The following is a 21,078-nucleotide window of genomic DNA, read 5'->3' as shown; positions in this document are numbered from 1 at the left end:
AATATGCCCAGGGAATTTTGCAATGACTGCGCGCCGCTTGAATTAAGTGTGTTGACTATCCATTGAAATGAGTAAATAATCTTTTAAAGAGTAGCTGGTACACAAAATGCGCATATCCAAGTCACAAACCGAGAAGAACCGTCGGCTGGTCATCCAGACGGCGGTGGACCTGATGACGAGTCAGGGCTTCGAAGGCACGACGATGAAACAGATCGCGCGCGCTGCCGAGCTGGGCGATGCAACGATTTACAAATACTTCCCCAGCAAGGAGAAGTTGGTGCTCGCCTACTTCGAGCAGGCCGCCACGGATGCCTTGGCGCAGATTGGCAAGACCAAGGGCTTGGCCAGCTTCACCTTGCAAGAGCGCATGCAGCTATTGATCGACGCGCTGCTGGAGCAGTTTTTGGCCGACCGCGAGTTCGTGGCCTTGGCTCATAAGCTGGTGGCGGGTGCGCCGCTGCTGTTGATGGGCGATGAGTTGCCGGGCAAGCAGGTGCTCAAGCAGGCCTTTGCCGAGATGCTGGAGCAGGCCGAAAGCAAGGGCGAAATAGCGGCCTGCGGCTTCCAGCCCAGCCTGGCCGCGCTGCTGGCCGATGGCGTCTATGCGATCACCGCCTATTGGCTGCGCGACGAATCCGACGAGTTCGCCAACACCACGCAGATGGTCGATTTGAGTCTGAACCTGTTGGTGCTGACCTTGCACAGCGGCATCATCAACAAGGCGCTGGACTTGGGTGGCTTCCTGCTGCGTAGCCAGTTGACGCGCTTGTTGCGCGATGGCAATGGCTTGCTTGATTTGCTCAAGCTGGCACGCATGGGCTTGAGCGGAGTCGGGAAATGAAGCCCGGCGAGGTCTTGAAAACGACTTTCCCCGCGGGCAGCCGCATCTTGCTGGCCAAGGCGGGTGCGGATTTTTCCGACAGCTATCGATTCGCCAGCGCCGAGCCCGAGGCCAGCGCCTTGGAACAATTTCTCACGCTGTCCGCCCGTACGCCGGCCTGGATGAATTTCTTGATGAGCTTGCGCAATCAAGTGGTGGGCTGGGTCGGGCTGAAAGACCTCGGCGGCATGGCCGTCAGCGACTCGCGCAAGCCGGCTTCAAGCTACCGGCCCGGCGACAGGGTCGGCATCTTCACGCTGCAATATGCGGACGACCGGGAGGTGATCCTGGAGGACCGCGACAAGCATCTGCATGTGCAGGTTTCGTTGTTCAGGCTGGGCGAAGCCGAGTTGCAAATGAGCACCGTCGTGCACATTCACAACCGGCTAGGCCGCCTCTATATGAGCGTGGTCGGCCCGGTGCACGGCCTGATCGTGCCCATGATGTTGAGGCAGCGTGGCAATGTCCGCTAAGGCGCCGCGCACCGGCCGCTTGGCCCGTGGCGCGATAGCCGGGCTGGCGGTGGCTCGAGCGGGGGCCGCGCATCTGAGTCACCGAGCGCAGGCTCTGGCTCGCTCCGACGATCGGGTCGAACAAGCGCAGATTGCCCATCAGGCCAAGCTGGGCCGGATCTTGTTTGCCGCCTTGAACCAACTCAAGGGCACGGCCTTGAAGGCCTCGCAGCTGCTCAGCCTGGAGTTGGGTCTGCTGCCCGAGGGCCTGCGTGAGGAATTGGCCAAAGCGCATTACCAAGTCACGCCGCTGAACCGGGCGCTGGTGATCAAGCTGCTGCGCCAGGAGTTCGGCCAGGGGCCGGACGAATTGTTCGCGCAGTTCGAGCCCGGCGCCTTTGCCGCCGCCAGCTTGGGCCAGGTGCATGGCGCAACGCTGAAGAGCGGCGAGGCCGTTGCCGTCAAACTCCAATATCCCGGCATGGCCGCCTCCATTGGCAGCGATATGGCAATGTTGCGCACGCTCTTGCAGACCTTGGGGCGCGGCTCGGACAGCCTGCCCAAGGCCGACATCGTCGAGCGCGTGCTGGCCGATATCGAAGCCAAGCTGGCCGAAGAGTTGGACTACCTGCATGAGGCCGAGCAAATGCTCTGGTTCCGGCAGGCCTTCGCTGGGCGCCCGAGTCTGGTCGTCCCGCAGACCTTTTTCCACTTGAGCAGCAAGCGGGTCTTGACGATGCAGCGCTTGCCCGGCATGCATCTGAATGAATGGTTAGCGACCGGGCCCAGCCAAACCGAGCGCGACCATTTCGGTCAGCTGCTGTTCGACAATTTTTTGTTCAGCCTGTTCGAGCTGAAGCGCCTGCAAGCGGACCCGCATCCGGGCAACTATCTCTTCATGGCCGACGGTCGGCTGGGGCTGTTGGACTTTGGCTGCACCAGAAAACTCAGCGAGCCATTCTGCGCGGGCATCGGCGGCGCCTGGTCGGCCTTGCTGCGTCGGCCCTGCGATTTGGATCGGCTGCAGCAAGTCTATTTGGAGCTGGGTTTGATCGCCGCCGGCTTGAGCAAGGCCGATTTCCGCGAACAGCTGATGCCGGCGCTGGCCCAAACCTTGGCCTGGCAGACGGCGCCCTTTGCCGTGGCCGTCTATGACTTCGGCCAGCACCCGGTGATGCCCAGGCCCGACCCGTCGCAGCAACGGCAGGCGGTGCACTTTCTGCAATCGATGACGCCCGAGCTGCCCTACTTTGATCGCGCCTACCTCGGCCTGGTGTTGATGCTCAAGTCGCTCGGCGCGCGCGTCAACACCAGCAACCGTTGGATAAGCGCCGACCAGTCCCAAACGCCATGAGCAAACGAAAACTCCAAATCGCCACCACCCTGTTGGGGCTGGTTCCGCTGCTCACCGGCCTGGTCGGCATGGCCGGGCTCGGTGACCCTCTCTACGCCGCAGCGGGACTGCCTGCCAACGCGCTGCTCGATAGCAATCTGCGCTTTTTGAGTGGCGTCTGGCTCGGGCTGGGAATCGCGGTGCTATGGCTGGCCCCCAGAATCGACAGTCAGACTGCCTTGTTTCGCGCCCTCTGGGGCATGATTTTTCTGGGTGGCCTCGGGCGGCTGCTGTCGCTGCTTTATGCCGGCTGGCCGCCACTGCCCTTCGTCGCTTTCACCGCTCTTGAACTCATTGGCGCGCCGCTGTTTGTGCTCTGGCAAACGCGCGTGGCCGCCGCACATGCTGGATAAACCATGAACAACACACACCTCACTCCCCAGCCAACTCAGCGCATCTGGATCGGCCATTGGCTGATGGCCGTGGCCGCGCTGCACACCTTGTTCGCCCTGGTCTTCTTGCTCAAGCCGCTGCAGGACATCGTGCGGCGAGGCGTCTTCAACACCGTCGGTCAGGACCCGCTGACGGCCGCCGCCGTCTGGTTCCTGCTTTTTGCCGCCCCGCTGGCCATGCAGGCGCTGGCCATCACCTCGCTTGAGCGCAGCGGGCAGCACGCCGCGCTGCGCCGGCAAGGTTGGGGCTTGTTGGCCATGAGTATGGTGGGCGTGATCCTGATGCCGGAGTCGGGTTTCTGGTTGGCGATTCCGGCCGGCATCGCTCTTCTGCTCCGGCGGCCCATCGTTCGCACAATCGATTCAATCTAAGGCCCGACCCATATGTCTTCTCGTTTCTTCCTGCTTTTGACCAGCCTCATCTTCTTTTTCAACAACTGCTTTGCCGGCACGTACGAATACGAAGTCAAAACCGTCAACTACAAGAACCTGGCCGCCCGGCTGTATTTGCCGAAAACCACCGAGAAAGTGCCGGCCGTGATCGGCTTTGGCGGCTCGGACCCGAGCTGGGGCTTTGCCGAGGCGAATGGCCAGATGATGGCCTCCAACGGTATCGCGGTGATCGGCCTGGTCTACTTCAAGACGGAGCCTGGCTTGCCGGCCACGCTGGACCATATTCCGATGGAGTATTTCATCAGCGCCATCGACTATGCCGAAACGGTCAAGGAGATTGATGCTTCGCGCATCGGTGTGGTCAGCGGCTCGCGCGGCTCGGAAGCCGGTTTTCTGCTGGCGATATTGGATCCGCGGATCAAATCTGTCGTCATCACCACCCCGAGCAAGGTGGCTTGGTCCGGCATGACCAGCGCTCAATCGGCCTGGACCTATCAAGGCAAGGACATTCCATCCATGGATTTGCCGGAGCTGGAAAACGCCACCCAAATCCAGCGTTTCAATATGGCGTTGCAAGACAGCGAGAAAGTAAAGAAAGCCACTTTTGCGTTTGAAAAAATAGGCGGGCCGATGTTATTGATCTCGGCGGAAAATGACCAAATATGGCCGGGCACGGCGATGACTCAGGACATCATGGCATACTTGAAAAAATATGATTTCAAATACTCGGTAGTCCATAAATCGTATCCAACCGGGCATGGTTTCAGCAAAGAAACTGCGCCGGAAATCAAACAGCTGATCATCGATCATTTTGTGCAGACGCTGAAAAATCAGCGCTGATTCAGCGGCAAACATAATCATGAAACTTATGCGATGGATGGCAGCTACGCCTGGCTTGATGCTGCTCGCAACTGCCTGCGCCCTGTTGGCCAGTTGCAGCAGTCAGGACATGCGTGCTTGCGAAAGCATAGCGGCCATTACCGCGATATGTGGTTTCAAGAACCCGGAAGATATTCGGGCATTGCCCGACCGCAAGACCTTGCTGGTCAGCCAGGTCGGCACGCTGGGGCTGCCGAGTCCGGGCAGTTTGGTGTTTTTTGATGCGCAGACCCTGAAAATCAGGGCGGCATATCCCACGGCGGCGGTATTTAATGAATTGGCTGGCGAGAATTGGGGCGCCAGCAATTGCCCGGGAAAGCCGGCCGCCGAATTTTCGCCGCTGGGTATTTCCGTCAAGCAGCGCGACGATGGGCGCTGGCAGGTGGCCGCCGTGAACCATGGCCAAGGCATGCGAGTCGAGATGTTCGAGTTGCTCAAGACAGGCGAGCAGTTCGGGCTGAGTTGGCGCGGCTGTGTGGTCCCGCCCGCCGAGGTGTCCATGAACAGCGTGGTCTTGCTGCGCAATGGCGGCTTTGTGGCCAGCCATATGTTCGACCGGACGGCACCGAATTTATTTGGACTTAGCACCGGTATCTGGAAATCTCAACTCGGCTTCGACACCGGCTACGCCTTTGAATGGCTGCCGGCGGCGGAACAAGAGTTTCGGGTTTTAAAGGGCAGCCGCGGCCCGTTTCTGAACGGGATTGAACTCAGTGCCGACGAAAGAACCGTATTTGTCAGCGTCACTTCGGGCAATGAGGTCCGGAAAATCGATCGTGGCAGCGGCGATTTGTTGGCGGCGGTCAGAATTGAGCGCCCGGACAATATTCGCTGGGACGAACATGGTTTCTTGCTGGTGGCTTCGCTCACCGGCTCTCGGCTCGAGAATCTCTCATGTATCAAGAACACCGGAGAAAATTGCGGGCTGGCCTTCGATATCGTCCGCATCAATCCTGAAAATATGGCGACACAAGAGGTCTTCAAGCATGCCGGCCCACCCATGGGCGCCGCAACCGTTGCACAACAGTTGGGAGATTCTATTTACCTGGGCTCTTTTACCGGCGATCGTATCTTGAAGATCCCTTACAAGAGTCCGGCCAAATAGTCCGGCCTGGCGATTTATGAAAAATACCGAGCACAAGAAACTATCCGCTACCGGTTTGCCGCCGGGTCAGCGGGCGAGCGATAACTTCCCGCGTTTTGGTTTGACCCAATTTGCTATCCGTTTCCCGACGCAGGTCGAGACCATCAAGCTGCGGATTTCGGGGGAGCTCAGGACGCCCATCGAGATCGGCTTCAGCGATTTGCGGCAGTTGCCGCGCATTGAGCTGACCGCCGACTTCCATTGCGTCACTACTTGGACCCACAAGGGCCTGCAATGGAGCGGCGTGCGTTTTCGCGACTTTTATCAACAACTGCTTGTACCCAAAGCCGGGCCTGCGAGCGGCGCCAACTTTGTGATCCTGCGTGGCCAGGATGGCGCCCGCAGTTGCATGCTCTTGGAGGATCTGCTGGCCGACGATGTGCTGCTGGCGGACAGCTTGAATGGGCAAGCCCTGAGCATCGCCCACGGCGCGCCGCTGCGTTTGCTGGCGCCGGCCCATTACGGCTACAAAAGCGTCAAGCATTTGGACCGCATCGAATTCCGCAGCAGCAGCGCCGGCTACCGACCCAGCGGCTATCGATTCATGGAGCACCCGCGCGCCAGAGTGGCGCTGGAGGAGCGCGGTCGTTGGCTACCCAATTGGCTGCTGCGGCTGCTCTACCGACCGCTGATAGGCCCCACGGCGGCTCGCTTTGAGCGCGCCTTGCGAGCTCACCAAGAAGAGTAGCGAGCGCGCCTTGCCCGGTTCAGTCCCTCGACAAAAAGCTGCTGATCGAGCGCGCTGGGGCCACCGCCTGGCATTGCCTAGCGTCCCACTTGAGCGTGTAGTGAATGGCGACCTCGCTGCGGTTGAGTGCGACCAGCGCCTTGCTGCCATCAGGATTGATGAAGGCGGTGACTTCCAGGTCCTGTTTGCTGGCCGCGCACAGTAGACGCCGCGCGCCCGGCTTGATGAAGCGAGCGAAATGGCCGAGGTAGTCATAGGAGCTTTGCAGCATCAATTTGCCGGTTTGCCGGTTTGCCATGATGGGCGCACTACACAGATTGCCGACATGGTTGGGGCCGCCGGTTTCATCGAGCAGCAGGTTCCAGTCGATCCAGCCGACCGTCCAGCGGTTCAGGTCATTGATGATGTTGCGGGCATAACGTTCACCCAGAGCGGCAGAGCCGAGGTGAGGCCCGCCTTCCTGGCAGCCCTCGGTGAATAGCAGCCCCTTGTCCGGCCAGGCGTCGTGCAGCAGCTGTACATGCTCGAAATGATCTTCGCCATACCAGTGAAAGCCGCAGCCCCAGACATATTTCGCTGCTTCGGGGTCGCTGTAGACGGTGGCAGCGCGCTCCACCATCAGGTCACGGTTATGGTCCCAGATGATGATTTTGATATGGCCCAGCCCAGCCTCGGCCAAGGCGGGCCCGAGATGGTCGCGCACAAAATCGCGCTCTTGGTCTGCGCTGTAGATACAGGAATCCCAACGTTGCGTGGCGGCCGGTTCGTTCTGCACCGTGAGGCCCCAGATCGGCACTCCCTCGGCCGCATAGGCTTGGATGAAGCGTACATAACATTGAGCCCAGACGGCGGCATATTCGGGCAGCAACTCGCCGCCCTGGTTCATCTGGCCGTTGCTCTTCATCCAGGGCGGCGGGCTCCACGGCGAGGCCAGCAAACGGATCGTCCCTGCGCCGGCCTGCCGCGCTACCGCCTGCGCGGCCTTGATCATCGGCAGCAGCGAGCTGCGGTCGCGCTCGATATTGAAGTGCTTGAGCAGCAAGTCTCCCGCTACCGCCGCATGAGCGTAATTGCCAAGCGCGAAGTCGCAGCTATTGATGTGGACGCGGCACAGCGTATAGCCATGCCCCTGCGCGGCTTCACCGGCAAAGTAATGGCGCAGCAGCGAATCTTGGCTCTGCTTTGGCAACCCGCCCCAAGTGACGGCCGCGGCTTCGGTGAAGGCTGCGCCGAAGCCCAACAGGGTTTGGAAGCGCCGCTCGCTGTGGAGAACCACACTCGGCGAATCGGCGGCCACTCCAGCGCCGGTGGGCGCGCAACTCAGGAGCAGGGGCGGCTGTTCGGCCAACCGGGTCTGGCCGTCGGCCGTGCTCAGCATGTGTTGCAAATACCGCGGGTTTTGCGAGGGGGTTTGCATTGAGTCGTGTCGAAATTTTTGGGAAGCAGCCATGGCGTTTGATGCTCTTGAGTGAAGGGTAAGAGGCTGTTTTTCCACATCAGGGAAAACCAGTGCTTGATTCATGAAAGCGCTTTCATTACTATTGTGGCATTGCGGTTGTCGCCGTCAAGTCGTCTTGAAATTTCCCTGAGAAGGTCCCGATGAGCCCGAATGCCTCTGTGTCCAGCTATCCGCGCCTGCTCGGCGATGTGGGCGGCACCAATGCGCGTTTTGCTTGGGCCAGCGAAGCCGGCGCCGAGATCGGCGACATCGTCAGCTACAGATGCGCCGATCAGGTTTCGCTGCATGCGGCCATCACCCGCTACCTGGGCGAGTTGGGCAAACCCAGCCCTAGCGCCTGTGCCATTGGCATTGCCAACCCCATCGTCGGCGATGTGGTCCAGATGACGAACCATCACTGGTCGTTTTCGATCGCGCAACTGAAGCGCGAGTTGGCGGTGCAGCGCTTGGCAGTCGTCAATGACTTCACCGCGCTGGCCTTGTCATTGCCGGCGCTGCGCGCGGAGCAAATGCACCAAATCGGTGGCGGCGAGTCGGTGGCCGGCGAGGCCTTGGCGGTGTTGGGTGCGGGCACAGGGTTGGGCGTGGCCGGGCTCTTGGCCGTGGGCGGCGGGCGCTATGCGCCGATCGCGGGTGAGGGTGGGCATGCCACCTTGGCCGCAGTCGAGGACGATGAGATCGCGCTGACCGCCTGGCTGAAAGCGCGCTTCGGCCATGCCTCGGCAGAACGTGCCTTGTCCGGGCCCGGTCTGGTCAATTTGTATCAAGCCTCGGCCCAGTTTGCGGGCCGGAGCGGCGAGTTGCTAATCACGCCGGCGCAGGTGACGGCTGCGGCTCGCGATCAGCGCGACCCAGACTGCCTGGCGGCACTCGATCTGTTCTTTCGCTTGCTGGGCAGCTTTGCCGGCAATCTGGCGCTGACCCATGGCGCGCGCGGCGGCGTCTATGTGGGCGGCGGCATTGTTCCGCGCCTGCTGCCGGAGTTGCGGGCCTCGCGTTTTCGGGAGCGCTTTGAAGCCAAAGGGCGTTTCTCCAACTACCTCGCCGGCGTGCCGACCTTCGTCATCGACTCGGCGGTGTCGCCGGCCCTGATCGGCGCCTCACGTGCGCTGGATGCCCAGCCCCTGGGCTGAGTGCGCGCCTTTCCTCAGATTAAAAATACAACAAACCAAGGGAGTTCCCTAGATTCACAACAAGGCAAAAATCAGTATCGTCGTGAAAGCGCTTTCAGGCATTGAGCCAAAGAACTGAACGATTCCCCAAAGTGGGCTGGCAAAACCGGCCGAATGACCGCATGAAGGCATGCGGTCTGTATAAAACTACGAACGGAGACAAGCATGAATAGATCCAAAATAGGCCGTCGCAGCGTTGGCGCAGGCCCGAGTTTTCAAATGAGCAGCCTGGCTTTGGCCTGCGGGCTTTGCATGGCCGGTGCGGCTAACGCGCAGCAAGCCAGCGCGCCGGGCAAAGAGACCGTGCTCGAGACCGTCGTCGTCACCGGTATTCGGGCAGGGCTTGAGTCATCGGTTTCCTTCAAGCGCAATGCCAGCGGCTTGGTCGACGGCATCATGGCCGAAGACATTGGCAAGTTCCCCGATACCAACCTCGCCGAAGCGATGCAGCGCATCAGCGGCGTGTCGATTGACCGTTCCAACGGCGAAGGCACTCGGGTCACGGTGCGGGGCATGGGCCCAGAATTCAATTTGGTGCTGCTCAATGGCCGCCAGATGCCTGGATCCCTGGTTGACGGCAGCGCGCCGAGTTCGCGCTCCTTTGACTTCTCGAATCTCGCCGCTGAAGGCGTGTCGGGCCTTGAGGTCTACAAGACCAGCCGTGCCAGCACCCCGACGGGTGGCATGGGCGCCACCATCAACATCCGCACTCCGCGACCCTTTGATAGCAAAGAAACCATCGCCAGCTTCGGTGTGAAGATGGTCAAGGACGATTCCGCAGGGCGCCTGCCGGGCGAGGTGAAAGGCGATTCTGTGACGCCAGAATTGTCCGGCATCTACAGCACCACGACGGCCGACCGCATGTTCGGCGTGACGCTGATCGGTAGCTTCCAGGATAGAGATTCGGGCTACACCTCGGCCTCCGCAAACAATGGCTGGAAATCCTTCAAGGGCGACGCCGCCGGCTGGGGTCCCTTGCCCAACCCGGCGCCCGAGGTCAAGAACCGCCCGGGTCCCACCGACATCTATAACGTGCCGCAGAGCCTGCAATACTCGATGACGGGCATCAGCCGCGAACGCCTGAACGGGCAGTTGGTGCTGCAGGCTCGCCCGATCAAGGACTTGACGGCCACCCTCGATTACACGATGTCGGACCAGAAGTTCCTGCAAAAGCGCAATGACCTTTCGGCCTGGTTCAACTTCGGTGGCCAATTCGGTGAATACACCAAGGGCCCGATCGCAACGCCGCTGATCTACGGCGAGCATATGACCAACTCCGACGTCGCCACCGGCACATCGCGCATCTCCACGAAGAACGAGAACCGCTCGCTGGGCTTGAATCTGGAGTGGAAGGCCAGCCCCGCGCTCAAGTTTGACCTGGACGCACACCATTCCACCGCCCAGTCCGGTGCCGACTCCCCCTTGGGCACCAGCGTGGTCATCGGCACGGCATCGCAGAACCGTGGCGATACTTTTGTGGACTTCTCGCAAAAGTTCCCGGTCTTGTCGATCAAGAACGCGCCCACGAACGCAGCGCTGCAGGAGTTGCAAGGCTCGGTGTTTGGCAACAGCTTCCAGCGCAACGAGGTCAATCAGGTGCAAGCTCGTGGCGCCTGGGCGATCGATGCCGACAGCAGCCTGGATTTCGGCCTGAGCCTGACCGAAGTGAAGAACCGCTCGGCCTTCGCCAATGTGCAGCGCAACAACTGGGGCTCCAACGCCGCTGGTGGACCCGGTGCCGTACCGGACGATATCTGGAAGCTCGAATCCGTCAGCAAGTACTTCAGTCAAGTGCCGGGCTCCAACGATCCACGCTTGTACAACCAGTTCTTGATCGCCAATTTCGACGACATCCGCAATGCGGCCATCAAGCTTGAAGGCTCCGACAAGAATTTCAGGGCCTCGTTCGATTTCAAGGATGATTACCGAACCACGGAAAAATCGAACGGCCTGTTTGCGCAGTACAACCGCTCGTTCGACGCGGGCATCCCGATCGACATCGCCCTGGGCGGGCGCTATGAGCGCACCACCGTCGAGTCGCCGTCCACCGAGTCCGTCCCCACATCGGTTCGCTGGGTGGCGGACAACGAGTTGCCCGTCGTCTTCGGTGGTGTCACCAGTTCCTCGCGCTCGGGCAAATATGACTACTTCTTGCCCTCTATCGACCTGAGCGCGGACGTGACGGCCAATACCAAGCTGCGCGTGAGCTATGGCGAAACCATCGGACGCCCGGGTTGGGCGTCAATTCAGGGCGGCCGGACCATTGACGGCCTCGCTCGAATCGACGGCGGCTCGGGCGCGGTCGGCAACCCGGCCTTGAAGCCACTGCTGTCGAGAAACATCGACCTCTCTGCCGAGCATTATTTCGGCAAGGGCAGCTTTGTCTCGGCCAGCTATTTCCACAAGTCGATCTCGAACTACATCGATGCGGTGATCACACCGACCACGGTGGCCAATCTGCACACGCCGGTGGGCGGGGCGATGTACAAGGATGCGATCAGCCTGGGCGGTTGCTCCGCGTCGAATTCCGGCTGCATTCGTGACTACATCTTCAAGACCTTCCCGAATGCTGCGGGCGTGGATGTGGCCGGCAAGACCATCACCGGCCAGCCGTCCGACCCCTTGCTGCCTGTCAAACTGAATACGAGCAGCAACAACCCGAAGAAGCAAAGCCTCAACGGCATGGAGCTGAACGTGCAACACACGTTCAAGAATGGTTTCGGTGGATCGGCCAACTACACCCGAGTTCGCTCGGACCTGAAGGCCGACAACAATGCTCTCGGCGCGCAGTTTGCACTGGTTGGACTGGGCGATTCGGGCAATCTGGTGGGTTTCTATGAAAACGATACCTTCAGCACCCGGCTGGCCTATAACTGGCGCGGTGAGTTCCTGTCGGCAAGCCCAGCCGGCGCGGAAGGCGCTCAGCCCTTGTACGTGGAGAAATACGGCCAGTGGGACATGAGCATGAGCTACAACGTCAACAAGAAATTGTCGGTGCAGTTCGAGGTCATCAACCTCACCGATGAAATCACCCGCACCCATTTCCGCAATGTGGAGCAGATTGGCAATGTGACGCAGCTGGGTCGTCGCTTCATGCTGGGCGCGCGCTACCGGTTCTGATGTCAAATGGCTGCGCAGCGCCCTTCTGAGGTTTCAGGGCCTTGCGCAGGGTTTGGCCTTGAACCGTAAAAGTCTAGGGCCGCGCTTGCGCGGCCCTCTTCATAGGTGGCTGCAAGCAATTTGCGTGCAAATTGGTTTGTTCTGAAACCGCATATTTCCCTAACGAGTTTCATCGGCGTGCCTGAACAAGTTAAGCATATTTTGGTCTTGGGCGGAGGCTCGGCAGGCTGGTTGACGGCCTCGCTGCTGGCCGCCGAACATGGGCCCCTTGGGCTGAAGCTCACCCTGGTCGAGTCGCCGCAAGCGCCGCCCATCGGGGTGGGCGAAGGCACCTGGCCCTCGATGCGAGACACCCTGCGCCGCATCGGCCTGTCCGAAACGGAGTTCGTTAGGCGCTGTCACGTCTCTTTCAAGCAAGGCTCCCGTTTTGACCGCTGGGCCGATGGGACGACGACCGATCATTACTACCACCCCTTCTCCTTGCCGGTCGGGCATGGCGATGTGGACGTCGTGCCCGCCTGGCTTGCTGCTGTGGAATCTCAGGGCGAACAAGCCTTTGCCGACCTCGTCAGCCCCTCGCCACAGTTGTGCGATGCCGGTCGCGGCCCCAAGCAAGTGCAGACGCCCGAGTTCGCGTCGGTGGCGAATTACGCCTATCACTTTGATGCCGGTTTGTTCGGCGAGATGCTGCGCGAGCATGCCCTTACGCATCTGGGCGTGCACCATGTCGTGGATCATGTGGACGCGGTGCTGAGCCAGGCCAATGGGGACATTGCGGCCTTGCAAACGCGCGCGCATGGCGCCCTGGAAGCCGATCTTTTCATCGACTGCTCAGGCCTCGCCGCCCTGTTGGTCGGCAAGCATTTCTGCGTGCCGTTGAAGAGTGAGCGCGCCGTGCTATTCAACGACGCCGCGCTGGCCCTGCAAGTGCCCTACGCGCAGGCGGACGCGCCGCTGGCTTCTTGCACCATCGCCACCGCCTGGGCCAAAGGCTGGATCTGGGACATTGGCCTGCCGACAAGACGAGGTGTGGGCGTCGTCTATGCCCGCACCCATGCCAGTGACGAGGAAGCGCATGCCGCCTTGTCCGCCTACCTCGACGCGACCGGCGCGCCGACCGAGCGCGGTACGCCGCGCCCGATTCGCTACGAGCCCGGCTATCGCGAGCAGTTCTGGGTGCGCAACTGCGTCGCCATCGGCCTGTCGTCCGGCTTCATCGAGCCGCTGGAGGCTTCGGCCCTGGCCTTGGTCGAGCAGGCCGCTGCACGTCTGTGCGAGGAGTTACCGATGCAGCGCAGCGCGATGGCGGCGGTGGCACGCCGCTACAACGATGACTTCGCCTACCGCTGGGCGCGCGTGATCGATTTCCTCAAGCTGCATTACGCGCTGAGCCGCCGCGACGACAGCGACTACTGGCGCGCCCACCGTGATCCGGGCAGTTGGCCCGAGCGCCTGAGCGAGCTGCTGCTGCAATGGCGTTTGCGGCCACCGGCAAGGCATGACTTCGGTCGCATCGACGAGGTGTTCCCCGCCGCCAGCTACCAATATGTTCTTTACGGCATGGGTTTTCGCCCGCAGACCACGCCGCTTGCCAGATCTACATTAGAGGCCGGCCAGGCTTGCTTGGCCGAAGCGGCCCGGCAGGTTCGCCGCCTTGTTCCCGCGCTGCCCGGACACCGCAGCCTGATCAACCACATACACCTTAACGGCCTACCGCGATGACCAAGCCCACACTTCTTGATAACGTCACCCACCGCGATCTGCGCGTCCGTCACGAACGCTCCGCCGCCCTCGGCGATGCCAGGCAGACGGTGTTGGCGATGCCCGCGGAATTCCGCGAGCTGCAGGCGCATTTTCCTATCGTGTTTCAGAAGGTCGACGGTGACAGCGGCTTTCAGCCCGTCGTCTTGCTCGGCCTCGAGCCCGAGCAGAATTTATTCCTCAAAGACGGCATCTGGGACGCCCCGGTGGTGCCGATGGCGCTGCAGCGCGAGCCCTTCCTGATTGGCCGCAGCGGCGACGAGTTGAAACTGCACATCGACATGGACAGCCCCCGCATCGTCAAGCCCGAGGAGGGCGAGCTCGGTCTGGCGGTGTTCATGCCGCATGGCGGCCACAGCGAATACCTTGACCATGTCGTCAACCTGCTCGAGCACCTGCATGCGCAGGCCCAGCGTCTGCCCGGCTTCATCGCGGCGCTGACGGCGCTGCAACTGCTGGAGCCTTTTGTGTTTGACGTCGAGCTGAATGACGGCAGCCAGGGCCGTTTGTCGGGCCTGCACACCATCCACGAAGAGCGCTTGGCCGCACTGCCCGGCACCGCTTTGGAAGGCCTGCAGCGCGAGGGCTATCTGCTGCCGATCTATATGCAGATCGCGTCGATGGCGAACTTGGCGGGCCTGGTCGAACGCCAGCAGCGCCGCCTTCAGGGGGCTTAAGCATGCGCGCCGTGCCGGTCTGGACCGGCCCCCTCGACCCCGACTGCTTGCCCGAGGCGCTGCTGACCGCAGACCGGCCCTATCTGCTGCGCGGCGCCTTTGCGCATTGGCCGGCCGTGCAGGCGGCCAAGCAGTCTGATCAGGCGTTGGCGCAGCATCTGCTGAGCTTTTGGGGCGGCAAGAATGTGGGCTTGTTCCAGCTGCCGCCCGAGGCGCAGGGACGCGTGTTCTACGGCGACGAGCAACTGCGCGGTTTCAATTTTGAGCGCCACATCGCGCCCTTGGACCAGGTGCTGGAGGGGCTCTTGAAGTTGGCGCCGGTGGCCGAGCCGCCGGCACTCTATGTGGGTTCCACCACGGTCGAAATGGTGCTGCCGGGATTTTTGGACGCCAACCGGCTGAACCTGGGCGGGCGCGACGGGCTGGTCAGCCTGTGGCTGGGCAATCGCAGCCGCATTGCCGCGCATTTCGACGTGTCCGACAACCTGGCCTGCGTGGTGGCCGGGCGACGTCGCTTCACGCTGTTTGCGCCCGAGCAGGTCGGCAATCTCTACATCGGCCCGATGGACCCCACGCCAGCCGGCCAGGCCATCAGCCTGGTGGATTTTGCCAAGCCCGACTTCGAGCGCTTCCCGCGCTTTGCCCACGCCCTGGAGGCCGCCGAGGTGGCCGAGATGGAAGCCGGTGACGCCCTCTATTTGCCCAGCATGTGGTGGCACCATGTCGAGGCTTTGTCGCCCGTCAATCTGCTCGTCAACGCCTGGTGGAGCCAATCGCCTGCTTATGTCGACACGCCGGTCAACGCGCTGAACCTGGCCTTGATGACGCTGCGCGACCTGCCGGCCAAGGAAAGGCGGGCTTGGCAGCAGCTGTTTCAACATTACATATTTGACGCCGACGACAGCACCTGGGCGCATATCCCGGCCGAGGCGCGCGGCTTGCTCGGGCCTGTGACCGAGGCCGTGTCGCGCCAGGCACGCACCCAACTCTTGAACAAACTCAAACGATGACACCCCACACACTCACCCCCGTTCGCCGCCTCGTCATTGCCGGCGGAGGCACCGCCGGCTGGATGGTGGCCGCCCTGATCAGCAAGGTGCTGGGCAAGCAGCTAGACATCCGCCTGGTGGAGTCCGACGAGATCGGCATCGTGGGGGTGGGCGAGGCGACCATACCGACGCTGCTGAGCTATCACGAGCTGATGGGCATCCAGGAGGCCGAGTTCATGGCCGCCACCCAGGCCACCTTCAAGCTGGGCATCCACTTCGAAGGCTGGCGCAATCTGGGCGAGGACTATTTCCACGGCTTCGGCACGACCGGCAAAGACCATTGGACCGCCGGTTTCCAGCATTTCTGGCTGAAGGGCCGTGAGCGCGGCCTGGCCGAGCCTTACACCAACTACAGCCTGGAGTGGAGCGCGGCCAAGGCCGGCCGCTTTGCCCACCTGCCGAAAAATGGTCTGAACTACGCCTACCACCTCGACGCCACCCGCTATGGCCAATATCTGCGCGGCCTCGCCGAGGCCAGCGGCGTGCAACGCATCGAAGGCAAGATCGGCGAGGTGGAGTTGGCCGCCTCGGGCGATATCGCCGCGCTCAAGCTGGGCGACGGCACGCGCATCGAAGGCGATCTCTTCATCGACTGCACCGGCTTCCGCTCGCTGTTGCTGGGCCAAGCGCTGGGCGTAGGCTATGAGGACTGGTCGCATTGGCTGCCTTGCGACAGCGCGGTGGCGGTGCAGACTGCATCGGTCGGTGAGCCCCTGCCCTACACCCGATCGATTGCCCACCCCTTCGGCTGGCAATGGCGCATCCCGCTGCAAGGGAGGGTCGGCAATGGGCTGGTCTACGACAGCCGCCGGCTCAGCGACGACGCGGCCCGCAGCACCCTGCTCGCCCATATTGAGGGCGAAACGCTGACCACACCGCGCACGCTCAAGTTCACGCCGGGTCAGCGTCACAAGACCTGGCACCGCAACTGCGTCGCCATCGGCCTGTCGAGCGGGTTCTTGGAGCCGCTCGAGTCCACCAGCATCCACCTGATCCAGCGCAGCGCGATCCGGCTGATGCAAATGTTCCCGGCCGGCGGCGTGCGCGAGTGCGACATCGAAGAATTCAACCGTCAGAGCCAGAACGAGATCGAGCATATTCGCGACTTCATCATCTTGCATTACCACGTCACCAACCGGCGCGACGCCCCCTTGTGGCAGCATTGCGGGAGCATGGACGTGCCGGCTTCGCTGGCGCGCCGGATTGAGCTGTTCCGCGAAACCGGGCGGGTCTTCCATGCGGCCAACGAGCTGTTTGGCGAGAATTCCTGGATTCAGGTCATGCTGGGTCAGGGCATCTTGCCCGGCGCCCATCACCCCACGGCCGACCTGATGGGCGATGTCGAGCTGGGTAACTTCTTGGGTGACATCCGCGCGCAAGTCGTGCGCACCGTGGCGCAACTGCCGACCCATAGAGCCTATGTGGGGTCTTACTGCGGAGTGGCCGAGGTGGCGCCCAAAACGTCGACTTAACGCGGTTCCGCAGGCGGCGTTTGAATCGGCACAATGCGGCCGGCCGAGGTCCAAGCGGACGGACCCGTAACGCCGAAGACCCCAGGCGCTTGTGGCGGCTGGGGTTTGCTGTGCGGCAGGGCAGTGGCAGATCCACGCGGCGCCTTGGATGCTGCGCCGGCCCTGGGCCTCACGGAGATGGTCCGCTTGGCTTGCTGATTAGCTGGCTCTTTGAAACCAGTGCATTCAGTGTAGGCAGTGAGCCTGGGCAGAAAATTGCGAAGATGGCCTGAAAAGTTTGAAATTTGGCAGAAAATTGCTCAATTCATCGAATCGGAGCTTGTGCCATGGAATTGGATCGAATTGATCGGCAGATTCTTGATGTTTTGCAGCAAGATGGCCGCATCAACAACCAAGAGCTAGCCGACCGCGTTGGCCTGTCGCCCTCGCCCTGCCTGCGCCGTGTGCGAGCGCTGGAGGAGAGCGGCCTGATCACCGGCTACCGCGCGCTCGTGGATGCCAAAAAGCTGGGCCTGAGCCTGATGGCTCTGGTGCATATTTCGATGGATCTGCACACGCCGGAGCGCTTTGCCAACTTCGAAGCCGCCGTGCAGATCTTGCCCGAGGTATTGGAGTGTTTGCTGATCACCGGCCAAGCGGCCGACTACCAGCTCAAGCTGGTGGTGCGCGATATGGATCACTTTCAAAGCCTGCTGCTCGGCAAGCTCACGCGCATCCAGGGCGTCACCGGTGTGCATTCGAGCTTTGTCTTGCAGCAGGTGGTCAGCCGCACGGTCTTGCCGGTAGCGGGCTAAAGGCCCGACTTCAAATGCCAAGCCAAGCGCTTCGCCAGACATAACAGGGTCACGGTGGGCGGCAGGCCCCAGGCTTCGGGGATCACCGAGGCGTCGCAGACGTAAAGATTCTTCAGCCGGCTTTGCAAGTTGCTGTCGACACCTTCGCCGATGCGCACGCTGCCACCGGGGTGGGCGGCGAAATGCCAGGTCTTGAAGATGTGCCGGGCGCCCGCTTGGGCCAAGATCGCTTTAGCCATGGCCACACCCTGCGCCAGCTTCTGCCTGTCATTGGCTTGCAGTGATTTATTGACCCAGCGCGGCCCGATATTGCCGCCAATCTCGTCGCGCACCTTGACCATCAGCGTCAAGCTGCGTCGGTGCGCCAGCAGGCGGTCGAAACGGCCGACCTGGGCGGCAAAGGCGGCGTACATCGGCATCGGCAAGGTCATATCGGCCAGCATGATGCCTTCGGTCTCTAGATGCATACCGGCCGCCATAGGCACTTCGGCGCCGCCGTCCAGATCATCGACGCTGCCCATCACCGCCACCACCGGATCGCTGAAATGGCGCGGCTCGGCGCTGGCCACGCCCGAGGCCTTCAACAATCTGGGGCTGGCGATGCCGCCGCCGGCCAAGACCACCACAGGCGCCGAGGCTTGCTGCAAACGCCCTTGATGGATGAACTCCACGCCGCTGGCTTGGCCCTTGTGGCTCAACACCCGCAGCACCTTGGCCGAGGCCAGCAGCTGCGCGCCGAGCGTCAGCGCGTCTTCAAGAAAGCGGCGCGCCGTCCATTTGGCGCCAAAGGGGCAGCCATAGGCGCAACGCCAGCAAGCGCTGCGGCATTGATCCGCATAGATCATCTTGTCGAGCTTTTTCCAGGCGTGACCGAGCGCCTTCGCGCCCACCGCAATGCGCTGCGCCATCGGGCCAATCAGGGCGTCCGGCAAGGGCGCCATCGGCACTTCGCGGCGCACCGCGTCGACTGCGTGCTGCAAGTCAACGCCGTAGCGCGCAAAAAGCGGCAAGGGCGGCGGCATGGCGGTGGCGAAATTGATCGCCGAGCTGCCGCCGACGGTGATGCCTTGCAAGAGCAGGGAGGCGTCCCGGTTGATGAATAAACCACGGCCCGGCACCGCGGCGATCGCCGCCATTTGCGCCAAGCTGCCGCGCAATGGCGCGTCGCTGCCCTGCTCCAGCACCAGGACCTTTTGCCCCTGGCGCGCCAATTCACGCGCCACCGTGGCACCGCCCGGCCCGCTGCCGACCACGATGACGTCGTGGCTAGATCGAAGCACTGCGGTCATCGTTGCTCCTGGGTTGTTCTGAGCCAGTGGTCTTTTGCATCACGGTGATGGTAGTTCAGCTTGTGCGAGCGCCCGGCGCGGCGATGTTGGGGCGGTAGTTTTTCACGCATTGTTCCAAGGTGTCGCCGCCGCGCCACCAATGGCAACAGGTGCTTACATCTCTTGCTTTTTTCGCAGACCTGAATTCGCAGCCGTTCAATACAGTCCGCAACATCGCGCAGCCCTTGCGCCGGCAGTTTGGAGTTGGATGTATGCGCGACTTTCCTTTATGTTTTGCAACGCCCGCGATGGCCGGCCGCAGCCTGAGCTGGCTGGCGGCGCTGGCCTTGGTGGCGGGCCTGAGCGGATGTGGTGGCTCAGGTGGCTCGGGCGATGGTGTTGTCGCGCCGCCGGCTCCCGGTGCGCCGCCCTTGCCTGCGCCGACTCCTGTCGTCATCAAACCAGGCAGCCGCGAAGAGGCGATGCGATTCCTGATGCAGGCCAGCTTCGGCCCTACCGAGGCCAGCATCGCTGCCGTCATGGATAAAGGTTATGAGCCTTGGCTGGATGAGCAGTTCGCCAAGCCCGCCAGCATGCACCGACTGAATTGGGAGGCGTCGGACGCGGCCGTCAAGGCGCTCAAAGCCACCGATTCGGCCGGCACCCGCGAAGTGCTGGACTCCTTTTACAAGGTCGCCATCACCGGCGATGACCAGTTACGTCAGCGCGTCGCCTATGCCTTGTCGCAAATCATGGTGGTGTCGATGGCGCAAGACAATGTCGCCAACCAGCCGCGCGGCGTCGCTTCCTATATGGACACCTTGTCCGCCAATGCCTTCGGCAACTACCGCGTTTTGCTGGAACAGGTGGCGACCCACCCGACCATGGGCCTGTATCTGTCGCACCTGAAGAACCAGAAAGAAGACGCCAAGACCGGCCGGGTGCCGGATGAAAACTTCGCCCGCGAGGTGATGCAGCTGTTCTCGATCGGCCTGGTTGAGCTCAATGCCGACGGCAGCGCCAAGCTGGAAGCCGCTGCCCCCAAGCCCAGCTACACGGCGGACGATATCGCCGGCATGGCCAAGGTCTTCACCGGCTTCAGCTGGGATGGCCCCGACACCGCGGACGGGCGCTTCTGGGGCTGGTGCCCCGACTATTGCCAAGCCGACCGTGCGATCACGGCCATGCAAGGCTATAGCCAGTTTCACTCGATCAGCGAGAAGCGTTTCTTGGGCAAGGTCGTGGCGGCACAGGCCAAGGCCGACCCGGCGGCGAGCCTGAAGGCCGGCCTGGATGCCTTGGCCACGCACGCCAATGTCGGCCCCTTTATCGGCCGCCAGATGATTCAGCGCCTCGTTACCAGCAATCCCAGCCCGGCCTATGTGGCGCGGGTCGCCAAGGCCTTTGGCGCTGGGGATATGAAGGCGATGGTCAAGGCCATCTTGCTGGACAGCGAGGCCCGTGACGCCGGTTCGGCCGCGCAGCCGAGCTACGGCAAGCTGCAAGAGCCGGTCTTGCGCCTAACGGCGGCACTGCGCGCACTCGGCGCCAGCAGCGACAGCGGTGCCTGGCTGATCGGCGCCACCGACGACCCATCCACCCAGCTCGGTCAGTCACCGCTGCGCTCGCCCTCGGTGTTCAATTTCTACCGCCCCGGTTTTGTGGCGCCCGGCAGCGAAAGCGGCGCCGCCGGCCTGACCATGCCGGAGTTGCAATTGGTGCAGGAGACCTCGGTGGCCGGCTACGCCAATTACATCAAGGGCGCCGTGGCCAACGGTTTGGGCCAGCGCGGCCTGGACTACAAGGCCGCCCGCAATGATGTGCAGTTCGATCTGACGGCCTTTGTCGCGCTGGCGGCCAAGCCCAGCGAGCTGGTCGAGCAAGTCAGCAAGCAGCTGCTTGGGGGCCGCAGCAATGCGGCGCTGAAGGCCGAGATGGTGGCGGCGGTTGAGTCGGCCAAGCTCGATGCGCTGAAGGCCGACGGCAGCAACAAGAAGACCGTCGATGACCAGTCCTTGAATCGCGCCAAGCTGGGCGTCTATCTGGCGCTGGTGGCGCCGGAATATTTGGTCCAAAAATAAGGGC

General features: G+C 62.2%; 18 protein-coding genes. 16 read left to right on the top strand and 2 right to left on the bottom strand.

The features are described 5' to 3' along the window. The first annotated feature begins 106 nt into the window (after positions 1–106). From LNV07_RS21365 to LNV07_RS21330, 8 genes are read left to right on the top strand one after another with little or no spacing between them, the layout of a single operon-like run. The gene (locus tag LNV07_RS21365) at positions 107–841 is read left to right on the top strand and encodes a TetR/AcrR family transcriptional regulator (RefSeq protein WP_263573221.1); all 735 of its coding nucleotides are present in this window, start codon (positions 107–109) and stop codon (positions 839–841) included. Continuing rightward, on the top strand, positions 838–1,353 hold the full coding sequence (locus LNV07_RS21360) for a DUF2867 domain-containing protein (RefSeq protein ID WP_263573220.1): 516 nt from the start codon (positions 838–840) through the stop codon (positions 1,351–1,353). The genes LNV07_RS21365 and LNV07_RS21360 overlap by 4 nt, the downstream gene beginning before the upstream one ends. Then, positions 1,343–2,686, top strand: a complete 1,344-nt coding sequence (locus tag LNV07_RS21355) for an ABC1 kinase family protein (RefSeq protein ID WP_263573219.1) — start codon at positions 1,343–1,345, stop codon at positions 2,684–2,686. Before LNV07_RS21360 ends, LNV07_RS21355 begins: the two co-directional genes overlap by 11 nt. After that, on the top strand, positions 2,683–3,078 hold the full coding sequence (locus LNV07_RS21350; RefSeq protein ID WP_263573218.1) for a DUF4345 domain-containing protein: 396 nt from the start codon (positions 2,683–2,685) through the stop codon (positions 3,076–3,078). The genes LNV07_RS21355 and LNV07_RS21350 overlap by 4 nt, the downstream gene beginning before the upstream one ends. Before the next feature lie 3 nt (positions 3,079–3,081). After that, positions 3,082–3,489 carry a DUF6463 family protein gene (locus LNV07_RS21345; RefSeq protein WP_263573217.1) on the top strand — a complete coding sequence of 136 codons (408 nt, stop codon included), beginning with the start codon at positions 3,082–3,084 and terminating at the stop codon, positions 3,487–3,489. Positions 3,490–3,501: 12 nt separating this feature from the next. Next, the gene (locus LNV07_RS21340) at positions 3,502–4,350 is read left to right on the top strand and encodes an alpha/beta hydrolase family protein (protein ID WP_263573216.1); all 849 of its coding nucleotides are present in this window, start codon (positions 3,502–3,504) and stop codon (positions 4,348–4,350) included. A gap of 55 nt (positions 4,351–4,405) precedes the next feature. Further along, a complete protein-coding gene (locus LNV07_RS21335) occupies positions 4,406–5,494 on the top strand; it encodes a hypothetical protein (RefSeq protein WP_263573215.1) in 1,089 nt (362 codons plus the stop codon). Positions 5,495–5,510: 16 nt separating this feature from the next. Beyond that, positions 5,511–6,221: a molybdopterin-dependent oxidoreductase gene (locus LNV07_RS21330; protein ID WP_263573214.1), complete on the top strand. Its 711-nt coding sequence runs from the start codon at positions 5,511–5,513 to the stop codon at positions 6,219–6,221. A 19-nt stretch (positions 6,222–6,240) separates the two neighbouring features. On the opposite strand, the gene LNV07_RS21325 is transcribed toward LNV07_RS21330, so the two are convergent. Further along, positions 6,241–7,599 (bottom strand): glycoside hydrolase family 30 protein, encoded by a 1,359-nt coding sequence (locus LNV07_RS21325; protein WP_263573213.1) that lies wholly within the window; start codon positions 7,597–7,599, stop codon positions 6,241–6,243. A 221-nt stretch (positions 7,600–7,820) separates the two neighbouring features. Here LNV07_RS21325 and glk point away from each other — a divergent pair, with 221 nt between their 5' ends. From glk to LNV07_RS21290, 7 genes are all read left to right on the top strand, one after another. Beyond that, entirely contained in the window at positions 7,821–8,813 is a 993-nt protein-coding gene (gene glk / locus LNV07_RS21320; protein WP_263573212.1) for a glucokinase, read from the top strand. Between the two features lie 204 nt (positions 8,814–9,017). Then, positions 9,018–11,972, top strand: a complete 2,955-nt coding sequence (locus LNV07_RS21315) for a TonB-dependent receptor (RefSeq protein WP_263573211.1) — start codon at positions 9,018–9,020, stop codon at positions 11,970–11,972. 177 nt (positions 11,973–12,149) lie between these two features. Continuing rightward, entirely contained in the window at positions 12,150–13,694 is a 1,545-nt protein-coding gene (locus LNV07_RS21310; protein WP_263573210.1) for a tryptophan halogenase family protein, read from the top strand. Next, positions 13,691–14,410 (top strand): SapC family protein, encoded by a 720-nt coding sequence (locus LNV07_RS21305; protein ID WP_263573209.1) that lies wholly within the window; start codon positions 13,691–13,693, stop codon positions 14,408–14,410. The genes LNV07_RS21310 and LNV07_RS21305 overlap by 4 nt, the downstream gene beginning before the upstream one ends. Positions 14,411–14,412: 2 nt before the next feature. After that, on the top strand, positions 14,413–15,420 hold the full coding sequence (locus tag LNV07_RS21300; RefSeq protein WP_263573208.1) for a cupin-like domain-containing protein: 1,008 nt from the start codon (positions 14,413–14,415) through the stop codon (positions 15,418–15,420). After that, positions 15,417–16,931, top strand: coding sequence for a tryptophan halogenase family protein (locus LNV07_RS21295; RefSeq protein ID WP_263573207.1), 1,515 nt, complete (start codon positions 15,417–15,419; stop codon positions 16,929–16,931). Before LNV07_RS21300 ends, LNV07_RS21295 begins: the two co-directional genes overlap by 4 nt. A gap of 326 nt (positions 16,932–17,257) precedes the next feature. Further along, the gene (locus LNV07_RS21290) at positions 17,258–17,725 is read left to right on the top strand and encodes an Lrp/AsnC family transcriptional regulator (RefSeq protein ID WP_263573206.1); all 468 of its coding nucleotides are present in this window, start codon (positions 17,258–17,260) and stop codon (positions 17,723–17,725) included. Here the strand turns inward: LNV07_RS21290 and LNV07_RS21285 are convergent. After that, positions 17,722–19,014, bottom strand: coding sequence for a GMC family oxidoreductase N-terminal domain-containing protein (locus LNV07_RS21285; RefSeq protein ID WP_263573205.1), 1,293 nt, complete (start codon positions 19,012–19,014; stop codon positions 17,722–17,724). The two genes, LNV07_RS21290 and LNV07_RS21285, sit on opposite strands and share 4 nt — an antisense overlap. 251 nt (positions 19,015–19,265) lie before the next feature. On the opposite strand from LNV07_RS21285, the gene LNV07_RS21280 reads away from it, so the two are divergent. Further along, a complete protein-coding gene (locus tag LNV07_RS21280) occupies positions 19,266–21,074 on the top strand; it encodes a DUF1800 domain-containing protein (RefSeq protein ID WP_263573204.1) in 1,809 nt (602 codons plus the stop codon). Positions 21,075–21,078: the final 4 nt, after the last annotated feature.

The organism is Roseateles oligotrophus, assembly GCF_025717515.1.
Lineage (GTDB): Bacteria > Pseudomonadota > Gammaproteobacteria > Burkholderiales > Burkholderiaceae_C > Paucibacter_A > Paucibacter_A oligotrophus.
This window is presented reverse-complemented; position numbering and strand designations above follow the sequence as displayed.

What these genes read in the sequence shown, in the direction of transcription:
- glk (WP_263573212.1), top strand. Translation starts at nt 7,821, where the DNA reads ATGAGCCCGAATGCCTCTGTGTCCAGCTATCCGCGCCTGCTCGGCGAT.
- LNV07_RS21355 (WP_263573219.1), top strand. Translation starts at nt 1,343, where the DNA reads ATGTCCGCTAAGGCGCCGCGCACCGGCCGCTTGGCCCGTGGCGCGATA.
- LNV07_RS21360 (WP_263573220.1), top strand. Translation starts at nt 838, where the DNA reads ATGAAGCCCGGCGAGGTCTTGAAAACGACTTTCCCCGCGGGCAGCCGC.
- LNV07_RS21290 (WP_263573206.1), top strand. Translation starts at nt 17,258, where the DNA reads ATGGAATTGGATCGAATTGATCGGCAGATTCTTGATGTTTTGCAGCAA.
- LNV07_RS21305 (WP_263573209.1), top strand. Translation starts at nt 13,691, where the DNA reads ATGACCAAGCCCACACTTCTTGATAACGTCACCCACCGCGATCTGCGC.
- LNV07_RS21285 (WP_263573205.1), bottom strand. Translation starts at nt 19,014, where the DNA reads ATGACCGCAGTGCTTCGATCTAGCCACGACGTCATCGTGGTCGGCAGC.
- LNV07_RS21345 (WP_263573217.1), top strand. Translation starts at nt 3,082, where the DNA reads ATGAACAACACACACCTCACTCCCCAGCCAACTCAGCGCATCTGGATC.
- LNV07_RS21365 (WP_263573221.1), top strand. Translation starts at nt 107, where the DNA reads ATGCGCATATCCAAGTCACAAACCGAGAAGAACCGTCGGCTGGTCATC.
- LNV07_RS21340 (WP_263573216.1), top strand. Translation starts at nt 3,502, where the DNA reads ATGTCTTCTCGTTTCTTCCTGCTTTTGACCAGCCTCATCTTCTTTTTC.
- LNV07_RS21295 (WP_263573207.1), top strand. Translation starts at nt 15,417, where the DNA reads ATGACACCCCACACACTCACCCCCGTTCGCCGCCTCGTCATTGCCGGC.
- LNV07_RS21315 (WP_263573211.1), top strand. Translation starts at nt 9,018, where the DNA reads ATGAATAGATCCAAAATAGGCCGTCGCAGCGTTGGCGCAGGCCCGAGT.
- LNV07_RS21300 (WP_263573208.1), top strand. Translation starts at nt 14,413, where the DNA reads ATGCGCGCCGTGCCGGTCTGGACCGGCCCCCTCGACCCCGACTGCTTG.
- LNV07_RS21280 (WP_263573204.1), top strand. Translation starts at nt 19,266, where the DNA reads ATGCGCGACTTTCCTTTATGTTTTGCAACGCCCGCGATGGCCGGCCGC.
- LNV07_RS21350 (WP_263573218.1), top strand. Translation starts at nt 2,683, where the DNA reads ATGAGCAAACGAAAACTCCAAATCGCCACCACCCTGTTGGGGCTGGTT.
- LNV07_RS21330 (WP_263573214.1), top strand. Translation starts at nt 5,511, where the DNA reads ATGAAAAATACCGAGCACAAGAAACTATCCGCTACCGGTTTGCCGCCG.
- LNV07_RS21325 (WP_263573213.1), bottom strand. Translation starts at nt 7,599, where the DNA reads ATGCTGAGCACGGCCGACGGCCAGACCCGGTTGGCCGAACAGCCGCCC.